Source organism: Bacillota bacterium (assembly GCA_012837285.1).
Lineage (GTDB): Bacteria > Bacillota > DTU030 > DUMP01 > DUMP01 > DUNI01.
Map to the genome: position 1 here is coordinate 1 of DURJ01000154.1, position 12,149 is coordinate 12,149.

15 protein-coding genes and 2 tRNA genes are annotated in these 12,149 nt (G+C 48.5%); 3 read left to right on the forward strand and 14 right to left on the reverse strand.

Features of this window, described 5'->3' with window-relative positions; genetic code table 11:
- Positions 1–197 precede the first annotated feature (197 nt).
- From GX016_09255 to GX016_09265, 3 genes are all read right to left on the reverse strand, one after another.
- Positions 198–272, reverse strand: a tRNA-Arg gene (locus GX016_09255).
- A gap of 33 nt (positions 273–305) precedes the next feature.
- Complete coding sequence (locus GX016_09260; GenBank protein HHT71737.1) at positions 306–758, reverse strand: transcriptional repressor; 453 nt, start codon at positions 756–758, stop codon at positions 306–308.
- A gap of 71 nt (positions 759–829) precedes the next feature.
- On the reverse strand, positions 830–1,078 hold the full coding sequence (locus GX016_09265) for a hypothetical protein (GenBank protein ID HHT71738.1): 249 nt from the start codon (positions 1,076–1,078) through the stop codon (positions 830–832).
- Positions 1,079–1,266: 188 nt separating this feature from the next.
- On the opposite strand from GX016_09265, the gene GX016_09270 reads away from it, so the two are divergent.
- On the forward strand, positions 1,267–1,743 hold the full coding sequence (locus GX016_09270) for a hypothetical protein (protein HHT71739.1): 477 nt from the start codon (positions 1,267–1,269) through the stop codon (positions 1,741–1,743).
- A gap of 31 nt (positions 1,744–1,774) precedes the next feature.
- On the opposite strand, the gene GX016_09275 is transcribed toward GX016_09270, so the two are convergent.
- Positions 1,775–1,978, reverse strand: coding sequence for a DUF4264 family protein (locus tag GX016_09275; protein ID HHT71740.1), 204 nt, complete (start codon positions 1,976–1,978; stop codon positions 1,775–1,777).
- Between the two features lie 178 nt (positions 1,979–2,156).
- On the opposite strand from GX016_09275, the gene GX016_09280 reads away from it, so the two are divergent.
- Together GX016_09280 and GX016_09285 are read left to right on the forward strand one after the other, a co-directional pair.
- Positions 2,157–2,233 (forward strand) — tRNA-Trp (locus tag GX016_09280).
- Between the two features lie 112 nt (positions 2,234–2,345).
- Positions 2,346–3,227: a 4Fe-4S binding protein gene (locus tag GX016_09285; protein ID HHT71741.1), complete on the forward strand. Its 882-nt coding sequence runs from the start codon at positions 2,346–2,348 to the stop codon at positions 3,225–3,227.
- Positions 3,228–3,511: 284 nt separating this feature from the next.
- Here the strand turns inward: GX016_09285 and GX016_09290 are convergent, their stop codons facing one another.
- The 10 genes from GX016_09290 to miaA form a co-directional block, all read right to left on the reverse strand.
- Positions 3,512–3,736, reverse strand: coding sequence for a zinc ribbon domain-containing protein (locus GX016_09290; GenBank protein HHT71742.1), 225 nt, complete (start codon positions 3,734–3,736; stop codon positions 3,512–3,514).
- 104 nt (positions 3,737–3,840) lie between these two features.
- Positions 3,841–4,812 carry a 2-hydroxyglutaryl-CoA dehydratase gene (locus GX016_09295; protein HHT71743.1) on the reverse strand — a complete coding sequence of 324 codons (972 nt, stop codon included), beginning with the start codon at positions 4,810–4,812 and terminating at the stop codon, positions 3,841–3,843.
- The gene (locus tag GX016_09300; protein HHT71744.1) at positions 4,797–5,876 is read right to left on the reverse strand and encodes a CoA protein activase; all 1,080 of its coding nucleotides are present in this window, start codon (positions 5,874–5,876) and stop codon (positions 4,797–4,799) included. Before GX016_09300 ends, GX016_09295 begins: the two co-directional genes overlap by 16 nt.
- Entirely contained in the window at positions 5,869–6,867 is a 999-nt protein-coding gene (locus GX016_09305; GenBank protein HHT71745.1) for a 2-hydroxyglutaryl-CoA dehydratase, read from the reverse strand. Before GX016_09305 ends, GX016_09300 begins: the two co-directional genes overlap by 8 nt.
- A 130-nt stretch (positions 6,868–6,997) precedes the next feature.
- Complete coding sequence (locus tag GX016_09310) at positions 6,998–8,251, reverse strand: hypothetical protein (GenBank protein ID HHT71746.1); 1,254 nt, start codon at positions 8,249–8,251, stop codon at positions 6,998–7,000.
- Between the two features lie 397 nt (positions 8,252–8,648).
- A complete protein-coding gene (locus tag GX016_09315) occupies positions 8,649–9,191 on the reverse strand; it encodes a hypothetical protein (GenBank protein HHT71747.1) in 543 nt (180 codons plus the stop codon).
- Between the two features lie 28 nt (positions 9,192–9,219).
- The gene (locus GX016_09320) at positions 9,220–9,828 is read right to left on the reverse strand and encodes a GTP-binding protein HSR1 (protein HHT71748.1); all 609 of its coding nucleotides are present in this window, start codon (positions 9,826–9,828) and stop codon (positions 9,220–9,222) included.
- Positions 9,825–10,748 carry an AAA family ATPase gene (locus tag GX016_09325; GenBank protein ID HHT71749.1) on the reverse strand — a complete coding sequence of 308 codons (924 nt, stop codon included), beginning with the start codon at positions 10,746–10,748 and terminating at the stop codon, positions 9,825–9,827. Before GX016_09325 ends, GX016_09320 begins: the two co-directional genes overlap by 4 nt.
- Before the next feature lie 195 nt (positions 10,749–10,943).
- Positions 10,944–11,189, reverse strand: coding sequence for an RNA chaperone Hfq (gene hfq, locus GX016_09330; GenBank protein HHT71750.1), 246 nt, complete (start codon positions 11,187–11,189; stop codon positions 10,944–10,946).
- 55 nt (positions 11,190–11,244) lie between these two features.
- Positions 11,245–12,149: tRNA (adenosine(37)-N6)-dimethylallyltransferase MiaA (gene miaA / locus GX016_09335; protein ID HHT71751.1), on the reverse strand; the 905-nt coding region annotated here is incomplete at its 5' end.

The window sequence follows — 12,149 nt, forward strand, 5'->3', positions numbered from 1 at the left end:
AGAAACCGGCGTCAGAGCAGCCGCGTGCTGCCCAAGAAGGCTGAAGAAACAGCACAGAGATTCGAAAGACTAATGTCCGAATAGCCTCTTTCAAAAAATATTAGCCCATGATTAGACTATTTCATGGGCTAGTTCTCTTTTATACGGTCCGTGCATAAAAAAAGCCCGAAGGCCTTGATGTTACTAGGTTTATAAGGTGGTGCGCCCGGCAGGGATCGAACCTGCGCTACTAGATCCGGAGTCTAGTGCTCTATCCACTGAGCTACGGGCGCCCGTTCCTAGCAAGTTATATTATACACTATGAGTTAGGTAATATCCACACCTTTTTCCTGGCATTCATGGCAGTACCCATAGAAACGCAAGGAATGGTTGGTAATGCAAAACCCGGTCGTGTCTTCTATTTGATGTTCAAGATCTTCCAACAGATCTTGAGCGAACTCAATCACTTTTCCGCAACCTAAGCAGAGCAAATGGTGATGATAATGCGGGGCCGTAGCAGAAGCCAGTTCGAATCTTCGACAACCGTCGCCGAAGTCAACTGTATGAACAATGCCTGCTTCAGCAAACAAGTCTAAGGTTCGATACACTGTAGCCAAACCGATGCTATTATCGGCCTGTTTGATTTTAAGATAAACTTCTTCTGCACTCAGATGGTTGTCATGTTCCTGAGCCAAAGCTCTTAAAATAGCTTTGCGCCTAGGGGTAAGGCGAATATTATGCTCTTCTAATCTTTCCTGCAGGCCACTGCCAAGCTCCAACAGCTGTCACCTCGAGTCTGTACCTGACTGCCCCCAGTATATGCTATTGCTACCGTTTCTGTCAAATAGAACTAATTGTTCTGATCCCACCTACGCTTAAGCTGACGGGCCAGGGCTTTCGCCGGCAACTTACCGCCGTTAAGAAGATAGGCGAGGGCATCAGCTCGGGCTGACTGCTCCCGAGCCGGAGGAGTACCACCGGAAGTGAAAAAGCACTGGAGGAAAAAGACGCGCTTCGTGGGCGGTAACTTTGTAAGGATACCACTTTTATCTTTTGATGCTCGGGTTCTTTCTTCATTGGCAGAGCGCCTATCAGACAAATTATTCACCTCCTCCGCAGGGCAACGTTTTTTAGCCCTGGTTGATTATTTAGTTTTGACAGCTGTCGTAGTTAGTGTTTGCAGTTCGCTTTAGCCTAAACAAACCAACAACTGGCAGGGATAAGGCATCTTGATAGGACTCAGACTAAGACAGGAGGCACTAGTGCAGAAACAAAGGGGGATAATTTATGAGTAAGACAGTAATTGGTGTCTTTTCTCGTGAGGATTCTGCTAAGCAGGCTGTACAAGACCTACGCAATTCTGGCTTTGATACTAATGAAGTTTCCATTATTGCCCGTGACCGACAGCGAGATGCCGGTGGAACTATGATGGCCGGGGGTGGCAGTCTTAGCAGCGGAGTTACAACCGGTGGAATCCTGGGAGGATTAGCAGGTTTAGCTGCCGGAGCTGGAGCTCTGGCAATTCCAGGTATCGGGCCTTTAGTTGCTGCAGGGCCATTAGCAGGAGTTATTTCCGGCGCGGCCACAGGTGGGGTTGCCGGAGGCCTTATTGACTGGGGTATTCCTTCGGATCGCAGTGATTTCTATGAAGGTAAAGTACGGGAGGGACGAATCCTAGCCACAGTGCGTACCGAAGACCATAAGGTAGACCGGGCTGCATCCATTCTTCGCAATAACGGCGCTACTGACGTAGAAACCCACTAAACTAACCATAGAGGCCGCCACCTGGCGGCCTCTACAAGTTCTTGTCAAGGTTTTTCTGAGAGCAGTCGTATATAGTCAGGGTAAAGTCATCCCCCTGACGGCGCAAGCCAAAGATAAGTCCCCTTTCTTTTAAGGCGCGGTTAAGAAAAGTAACTAATTGGTGGGCATCAGCGGGAAGCTTAAAGGTATCTGAGGCCAATACTGGCAAATGGTCATGGTTGGCCCACAGTTCCATCTCTCTTCCCTCCTATTCGGCGGCATTTCTCGACCATTACTCCTTCCCAATCCTAACAATACCACAGCATGATAGCCACGACAACAGACCAATACATTAGTGTGTGTATTGACATAGCTTGGTATATAGCAAACACAGTTGACTAGGATTTGGTTCTTTGCTATAATAAAGTCGTCGCAGGGGAGTAGCTCAACTGGCTAGAGTAGCGGTCTCCAAAACCGTTGGTTGCGGGTTCGAGTCCTGCCTCCCCTGCCACTAGAATCTACTAGGAACTGCAGTTTATTGTAACCCAGCAAAGAGTACTGCTCTGTTGTTTGGGTTATTTTTGTTTTTAGTGGCAAGGAAAGAACGGGAAGGAGGAAGCCGGTTGTTATCCCCCACTATTTTGGTCAAGCCCGATAAATGTACCGGATGTGGAACCTGTGTGTCTCTTTGTGACAGTGCGGCCGTTTTTGAACTTAACGAAGATAACAAGGCCACAGTAGTCCGGCCTCAGTTGTGTTGGCAATGTGGTCAATGTGTTGCCGCTTGCCCTACTAATGCCATTTCGCACAGCTGCTTTCCATTAGAACAATGCTTGCCGTCTAAGACCTTAGGACCAGGTTGTCTAGATGCCTTGGCCACTATGTTTAGAACGCGTCGTTCGGTACGCCTGTTTCAGGACAAGCCGGTGGACCGAGCTGTGGTGGAGCAGCTGATTGATTTGAGCCGCTGGGTTCCCAGTTCCCAGAATGAGCAGTCGGTGGATTGGCTTGTATTCGATGACAGCGACCGCATTGACTACCTAAGCAAACAGGCGGCAACAACTCTAGGTCGCCTGGGTAATATTCTGTTTCATCCGCTGGTAAAACCGGTGGTAACACTAGTTGCCGGCAAGCAGACTGTAAGAAGTGCTGCCGGGCTGAAGAGCTTATTGGAACGGCGTGAGCAGAGCTATGACCCTATTTTCTATCACGCTCCGGTAGTCTTGATGGGCCATGGACCGAAAAGCAATCGATTTGGACGAGACAATGCGATTTATTCGGCTTACAATATTATGCTGGGTGCTTCACAGCTGGGACTGGGAACATGCCAAATTGGTTATTTCATTATAGCGCAAGAATTTAGTCGCAAGCTCAAGACTCTGATTGCATTACCTCAAGGGCGACGACTGGAGGTTGTCCTTATCCTTGGATATCCTAGATTTAAATACCGTCGTACAGTATTGCGGAGACTTCCTAACCTAGTTTGGAACGCAGAACAGAAATGACCCAGATGTTTAAAGCTGCAAATGATTCTGAGACCTAAGGAGGCTGCGTAATAACACCGGTGACCTTTCGCGTCGTGAGCGCAAGAAACTGGAGAGCAAAGCGCGCATCTTTAGATTCAGTTTCTTATCGAGGCCGACTTAAGAGGCATTACCAGCCCACTGGAGCAGATCAAGATATAGGAAAAACCCTAAGGGCTAAGATGTGGTATCTCGCACCTAAGGGTCAGTCATATGGGTCAAGGCTTTTTGGCAATAATGTTGCTTAGCTAGGATCCGATTGTTGCTTAATGACAAGTGCTGCAATTTCCACCGCGGCAACTGCTGCAACCGGATCCACCACTGGTTCCGGTATCTCTGCCACGTCCGGTAATAGCAAAGACGCAAAAGACGGCTTTGGTATTTGTACTCTGACAATGGACACAAGGTGGATGCTGTGGCTTAGCACTAATTGGAGCCTGAAGTTCGAACTGAGAGCCGCAGTCGCAGCACCGATACTCATAATTAGGCACTGATTTGCTCCTCCTTACAGACAAAACAAGGTTAGATAAGAAGAACACTCAGCCAAATTATATGAACTGGAATCGTTAACGTCAAGTAAAGAAGGCCTTTTGTATTATGTATTACCCAACATGTTTTCCCAGCGGCCGCAACGGTCGCCCCAGCGTCCGATCACCTTGCCTTCCATACTGATGCTTACTACTTCACATTGGTTTGGGCAGCCTTGACAGTCAAAACTGGAAGCTTCGTAGTCTAATTTAGCTGCTTCAAAGCCACGGAAACTTGAAGCACCGTTTTTACCGGTGCTCATGTTTTCTTGTGCCAGCAGGGCAGCTCCCCAAGCGCCCATAACGCCGTAATGATCGGGGACATAAACTGGCGTTCCCAAAGCTTTTTCGAATGCTGCTTTAATTCCAATATTAGCCGCTACCCCTCCCTGAAAAACCACCGGCGGCAGAATATCTTTACCTCTAGCCACGTTATTAAGATAGTTGCGCACCAGCGCTTCGCAGAGTCCAGCGATAATATTCTGTAGGCTATAACCGAGTTGCTGCTTGTGAACCATATCTGATTCAGCAAATACTGTACAGCGCCCGGCAATGCGTACCGGGTTATCAGCCTGCAGAGCATAGGTGCCAAAGTCTTCTATGGGAACGTTAAGTCGCTCAGCTTGATGATCTAAGAAAGATCCCGTTCCAGCAGCACACACAGTGTTCATGGCAAAATCAGTAACAACACCTTCGCGCAAGATAATGATTTTAGAATCCTGGCCGCCCACTTCCAGTACCGTTTGAACATTGGGTACCAAGCGTGAAGCTGCTATCGCATGGGCAGTGATTTCGTTTTTTACCAGATCTGCTCCGACAATTACACCGGCTAGAGTTCGCCCGCTACCGGTGGCCCCTGCTCCACAAACTTGAAAGTCTGCTGGTAATTCCTTCTTTAACAGGGCCAAACCTTCTTGAATAGCTGCTATAGGCTGGCCTTGGGTTCGAATATAGAGGCTGGCTATAATATTTCCTTGTTCATCGGTAGTAAGAAGGTTCGTACTGACAGAACCGACATCGACACCTAAATACCCACGCACGCTAACTGCCCTTCTTTCTTCTTCTTGCGTTGCACCAGCAAATCTACAAAAGCTTCCAGGCGGGTACGGATACCGCCCTCGCCGGTCTGCTCGTCTAAAAATAAAGTCATGACCGGGATGTTTAGTTTGCGGCTGACATAAGGCAGGATGCTCTTAGCCACAATTTCCGGTATGCAGGCAAACGGAGCCAGTTGAATAACCCCATCGAACCCTTTCTGGGCATAGAGCACTGTTTCACCAATGCTGTTTCGCCCATGCCCCCCCACCAACTCAGATAAAAATGGCTCGGCCGCTTTCTTAACATCATATTCTCTGTTAGTGAGGGCATTGTTTTGGGTCCATTCAGCCAGATAAATAGATCGGTGCACCAAAACGCCCATTTCCTCTAGTTTTACCTGCACGTTATGATTAGCTAATGGTTCTAGAACCACATAAATTTCGCCGATAAGTCCTATTTTTATTGGATCGCGAGAGCGATCTTGAGGAATTGCCGATAGCAGTTCTAGAGAGGCATCAGTGGCTTCTTTAATTTCTATTTTTGACTGAGCGGCATCTAATATTTCCATACACTGGCGAAATACAGTCGTTGTTTCGCCTTTGTCTATTTCAAAAGTCCTGATATCGTGTGATGCTTTTTCTACGCAGTCAATGGCGTTGAGTTTTAGCCAGGCACGCCAGAATATATCCGGTAGCTTCCATAGGGGGGCCTTTCGTTCGCGAAATAGCAAGTACATTGCCCGGAGGAAATCCGCTGGGCGTTTCAGCGGTGGCTCTATTATAATGAGGTCAACATCATGACCTAAGTCGTGCAAAATGCCACGGTGAAGCTCGCCGTAATAACCGGCTCGACAAGGGCCTACCCCACCTGTGCTAATGATGGTATCGGCTCCTAAATCAATTGCTTCGAGATAACTGCCCAGTAAGATTTTAAAGGGTATGCAAGCGAACTCAGGTGCATATTTTGTTCCTAGATCTAAGGTTCGCCTACTAGGGGGCGGCGGTACCACCACATCATAACCTAACTCGCTCAAGATTTGTTTAAACACGGGCGGAGAATTACCCATGTAAGGGAAGGTTATGCGCACCCAAAATCCTCCTTTGCAGCATGTCAACAAAAGCCTCAATCCGAGTATTGATTCCTACCTGTCCGGTCTGCTCATCCAAGGTCAAAGTAAGCAATGGTTTGCCCTGCTGTTTGCAGGCTAGCTCCAACAGTTTACCGGCCATGGCATCGGGCCCGCAGGCAAAATTAGTCACATGAATAAGTCCGGCTACGCCTTGATTGAGCCAGAAGATGCCGGCTTGAACCACCATATTACTGTAGTGCCAGAATAAGTCCTTACGCAACCGATGGCGACTCCTTTTTCCGAGGGGAATCATTTCGGCGGTTAGCACCTGTACGCCCAAATTACGTAGTTTCTGGAGAACATCGCCGTTGGTGAATTGGTCGTATACAGAGTATGGGTAACCGAGCATAGCTATTCTTAGCTCCGGTGTTCTGGCCAACGGCTTGCTTTGCTCCACGGAGTGAAACCATCTGAAGGTAGGCCAGGCTTCATGAGGAAGCTTGCCGCCTGTTAGCTGAGCTTCATAATGGGCCTGAGCGGCCCGCGCTTTAGTAAACGCTCCCCAAACGTTTCGTTCAGGCACCCATTCGCGTTGCAGATCGGAACAGAGCTTGAACCAGCCCAACGGTCCACGCACGTCTATGCGCGGTGCGATTATAGGTGGCAAGCTGGAAAACGAACACCTAATCATTTCCGGTAAAGCGAGAAACTTTGGGCAAAAGGTGTCATTAGTCCCTACGCCTACCATCCGAGGAATAAACAAAGCATCTACCTTCTGGCTGATTAAGTATGAAATGTGACCGTGAAAAATCTTGACCGGAACACACAGATCTGTAACGGAGTGGCTTATGCCTTGATCAAGCATATTCTTGTTCGTGAGTGGGGATACCACCGCTTCGCATCCCAGCTCGGACCAAAACGTTTGCCAAAACGGCATATAAGAGTAGAAGAACAATGACCGTGGAATACCAATACGTTGTTTACTCATCGCCCACCCCTCCTCCCCCCACAAACCTATAAACTTGCTCATATTCGACCCGTAAACCCTAAGTGCTTGTCTAACCTTAGCGGTACGCTCTGGCCCGGTCGGGCCTTAGAGCCGACAATAGGCCCTTTTTTCAAAACCGCCACCTTTCCAGGAGACCTTCATCCAACAAAGACTGCGCTGCTAGCATGGCTGCGTATTCTACCTGGTAACGACTTAATCCGCCCTGTAAAAAAACAGTAAATGGCGGACGCATGGGGGCGTCAGCTGATAGTTCTATTGAGGAGCCCTGAACGAAGGTGCCTGCTGCCATGATAACCGGGGTTGTATAACCGGGCATTAGAGCGGCTTCAGGATGTACGTATGAATTAATCGGGGACGCCTCCTGGATGGCTTGGCAAAACACCCGGACTTTTTCGGCATCTCCTAGACAAATGGTTTGCACCAAGTCATGCCGCTTTGCTATTGGTTCCGGATGTACGGAAAAGCCAAGCTGCTTAAAAAGTTGAGCGGCAAAAACAGCACCGTGCAGAGCTTCGCCTACTATTAGCGGAGCCAAGTAAAACCCTTGGTAAAATAAGCGATTAAGCCCCAAACTAGGACCACATTCACTGCCTAGACCGGGAGCTATCAAGCGGCTGGCAGCCAATTCTACCAGTTCTTTTTTCCCAACTACATATCCCCCGCATGGTGCCAGTCCACCACCAGGGTTTTTGATCAGGGACCCGGCCGTAAGGTCAGCTCCCACAACAGGTGGTTCTTTGGTTTCAACGAATTCTCCGTAACAGTTGTCTACGATGGTAATCACAGACGGATTGATAGATTTAACCAGCTTAATCAACTCTTCGATCTGCTTTATGGATAAAGCCGGTCGTAAGCCATAACCTCGGGAGCGCTGGATAAAAACGGCTTTGGTCCGGGGACCGATAGCGGCTCGAATAGACTGAGGATTGGGCTGTGCTTCCCCTTGTTCCCACGGTACTTCTTTGTAAATAATACCGTAATCTTTGAGAAAACCTGAGCCACAACGGGTTCCCACAATAATACCGGCCAAGGTGTCGTAAGGACGACCGGTTAGGCTCACCAATTCATCGCCGGGGAACAGGACCCCATACAAACACAGAGCTAAGGCGTGAGTACCGGAGACGATCTGCGGTCGGATCAGGCCGGCTTCGGTGCCGAATGCTGTAGCGAACACTTGTTCCAACTTGTCGCGGCCACCATCGTCATAGCCATAACCGGTGGTGGCAGCAAAGTCCAGATCGCTTACACGGGCCGAACGGTAAACAGCTAACAGGCGTACTTGATTTACCTGTACAGTCTTAGCTATCTGATTGTGGGCATGGTTAATGTCGGCGTCTGCGTAAATTAGCCGGGCTATTTTCACAAGTCCGGGGTCAAATTTGTCTGGATAAAATTGTTGCAAGCACTGTTCCTCCGTTTCCACAGGGAAGCCATCAGTTAGTTCATGCCCTGGATTTACCAGGTAAAGTACCCTGGCAATATTATACCATACATAGGCTTAGGGGGAACATTTTTGGCTAAAGACTGATTTTTGCCGCTAGGTCAAAATTCGGTTCGGATGGTTGTTGAGGGGCGGGTTGTTGGCAAAGGACACAATGACCGGCAAGAAGAGAAGCCTCCCTCAAAAGAAGCGGAGCTTCCCGTTGGCCGAGTAAAGCACCTTCCTTTCGTCCCTGCCTACGTCCCCAAACAAAGCCTATAAAGACGAAACAAAGCCAAGAAAGTACAACTGGACCCCATGGATAAAAAAGCATAGTCCGTCACCTCTTCTTACTGTTCCACGGATTGGCTGCCATATAGAGCGCTGCCGGTAGTGCTAACCATGAAAGAACTGTTTTCAGCGGAGCTAGTAACAGGGCTGTCAAAGAACACAAGATTCCCAACAAGAGGACTTCCACTTTCCCCCAGCAGTGGGCCAGATTCTTAGTAGGTACCTGTTGTCCCTGCCGCCTGTAGTCAATGACATCATCAAGCAGATGGACGCCCATTACCAAGGCCAAAGAAGACAGCATTTCTTTCCCATTTGACCATATTACACCTAATGTTAGCACCAATAACATCTCTGCCCACGCTGACAAACCGGAGGGTAGAAGCGGGTCGCTGCCGGTTAACATGCCACAGGCATAACTGCTGATGAAAATCGTAAAGGCCCAATCAGGAAAGAATCTAGCTGACACAGCGTAAAAAAGCATAGCATAGGCTAGGGTTCCTTTTCCCATGGCATCAGCCAGGGAGAAGCGGAGACCACTGTCCTCCTCTAAGTCCAAGTGATCATCCAGTAATTTGATTGCCAGTTCAAGCAAAAATAATGCGCCCCAAGAAAAACCCAGCCTAGAGATGGTGTTGAACAAAATCTTTCACCTCTCTAAAACCACGTTTGTTCAGGGCTGAAATCGGTAGTATTCTGTGGCCTGGTAACTCCAACCGCAACCGCTCTAGCCCTTTTCCCGCCTGTGGCAAGTCCATTTTGTTAGCCAAAATTACGTAGCCGCCTCGCATTTGAGCAAACAGCGCCACTTGGTAGTCCACCTCGCCCAGCCCTGAAGGGGTACCGTGAACCCCCACCTGGGCAGTGTCCATAACATGCATAATGAGGTCGGCTGCTCTGATAACGCTGAGTGTTTGCGCTATAGCTTGACGAATAGTAATATCAGGATGGATGTAGTCAATTAATCCGCTGGTGTCAGTAATTCGACAGCGCTGGACTCCTTTGGTCACCGGTATTTCGATTACTAAGCTCTGCAATGATTTAGTAGTGTGAGGTTTCGTTCCAACCAGTTGACTGCGAGCAGTGTTGATGTAGTAACGCTTGGTTATTGTTCGATTATCTGGGAATTCAAATGTTAGGTCAGCTTGGTTAAGACCGAGGTAAGAAGCGAAGTTGAGAACAAAGAGGGTCTTACCGGTACCAACCTTTCCTACCACCAGGCATTCCTTCACGCGGCCGACCCTCCTTTTAAATCTACCGGCTCGATTACCATCAGTTCTTTTCGGGTCAGGTGCTGGTGTCCAGCCAAACGTATTGCTTGGCGACGGATGGCCCGTTCGATCAGATTGCGTACCAGACGGGCATTCCCACTATGTTGAAGGTTGTGGCCTAAAGTCAGCTGGCGACAGAGTTCTTCTCGGGCAGCGGGACTCAAGCAATAATCACGTTCGGTCAAGAATAGATCAGCAATAGCCAGGAGTTGTTCTACACTGTAGTCTGGGAAATCGATATGAATAGGAAAGCGAGATCTTAGTCCAGGATTACTGCGAAGAAAATAAGTCATTTCATCCCTATAGCCGGCCAGAATCAGGACCAAATCATCCCGGTGGTCTTCCATTAGTTTTACTAAACAATCGATGGACTCTTTACCGAAATCTTTGTTGCCTCCTCGGGCCAGGGAATAGGCTTCATCCACAAACAGAATCCCACCCAGGGCACGCTTAACATGCTCCCGGGTCTTAATGGCCGTGTGTCCGATGTATTCTCCGACTAAATCGGCTCGTTCCACTTCCACCAAATGCCCTTTCGACAGAATGCCTAATCCCTTGAAGATGCTTCCTAAGATACGGGCTACGGTTGTTTTGCCTGACCCTGGATTACCTCGGAAAACCATATGTAGCACCAGCGGTTCGTTAGCTAACCCTTCTCTGCTTCGGCGCTGTTGGATTTCGACATAGGCTTTGATTTCATATACTAGCTGCTTGACTTCGCTAAGGCCGACCAGACTATCTAGCTGTAACAAAGCCTGTTTTAGTGTGTGGGAGCTGGTTGGTATTGTCGTGGCTACTGGTTCAGGAGATGCTCGTAAAGTGGCTAAGGCGGCCGGCGGTGTAAGCTCACCTTGGGTTATCAGTTGACTAATGCGTCTCATGGTAGAATCGTTTTTTCTACCTCCATGCCAAAACATTGTTTGCACCTCCGACCGGCCATGTCACTATAATATACGCAGGCAAAGGGAAAGGTGTGCTTGGGAGCTAGCCTAATCCGTCGTTGGCGTGCAGACAAAAAACCCGCCCCTCAGCTAAGTAAACAGATAGGGCGGGCTTTTATTAACGAACTCCTCCGGTCAACTATTGTCCATATCCGAACCAGCAGTGTAAATAACCGGGCGGGATGGCGTAATGGTGGAAATAGCATGCTTATAAACCAACATTTGTTTACCTTCCGATTCCAGTGCCACTGTAAAGTTGTCGAAGCCGCGGATTAGCCCTCGGATTTGAAAGCCGTTAACCAAATATACAGTGCACGGGATACTGTCTTTTCTAGCTTGGTTAAGGAACGTATCTTGCAAGTTAGGTTGTTGTTTGCTCATTGCTTCGCCTCCAGTTTATTTCTTTTGGGGCTTTAGTTAGCTATTCGCGGCTCACCTAAAGTTTTCCTTCTACTATACTCACAATTTGGGCCGTCAACGCTTCTTGATCGGAGTATTCATCACGGTCCAACCAAATAATACGTTCGTCTCGCCGGAACCAGGTAAGTTGACGTTTGACAAAACGACGAGTCTGTCGTTTCAGGTTGTCCTTTGCTTCGTCAATGGAGACTTCACCTTGCAAATACGGGAATATTTCTTTATAGCCCAAGGCCTGTAAAACGGGCAGATCCGGTGGTAGGTCAAGTTGCAGTATCCAGTTTGCTTCTTCCACTAAGCCGCGGTCAAACATCTGCTCCACTCGTTGGTTAACGGCTTCATATAACTTGGTGCGCTTACGGGTCAGCCCAATCTGCACAACGCGATATAATGGCGGTCCGTGTTTTGAAGCAGAGAATTGCTGACCAGAAGCGGAAACCTCTAAAGCGCGGACAAGGCGACGGGTGTCAGTACGCTGAATTTTTTTAGCAGCAGCAGGATCAACTTGGGACAGTTCCCTGTGCAACGTCTGTGAGCCTAGCTTAACTGCTCTCGCCGTGAGTTGTCTGCGCAGTAAGGGATTGGGACCGTCGTGACTAAAATTGTAGTTGTCTACTACCGCACTTATATATAGTCCCGTACCTCCTACCAACATTGGCAGATGCCCTCGCCCAACTATAGCTGGAATCAGCTGCTTAACCTCAGACTGAAAGCGAACTACGTTATAGTTTTCACCGGGATCAACTATGTCCATAAGATGGTGCGGTACCCTTTTCCTTTCAGTTAACGAGGGCTTAGCAGTCCCTATATTCAAGTGCCGATACACTTGCATGGAGTCGGCAGAAATAATTTCCCCATTCAATTGGTGGGCAACTTTGATAGCTATATTGGTCTTACCCACAGCAGTAGGACCTAAGATTACCA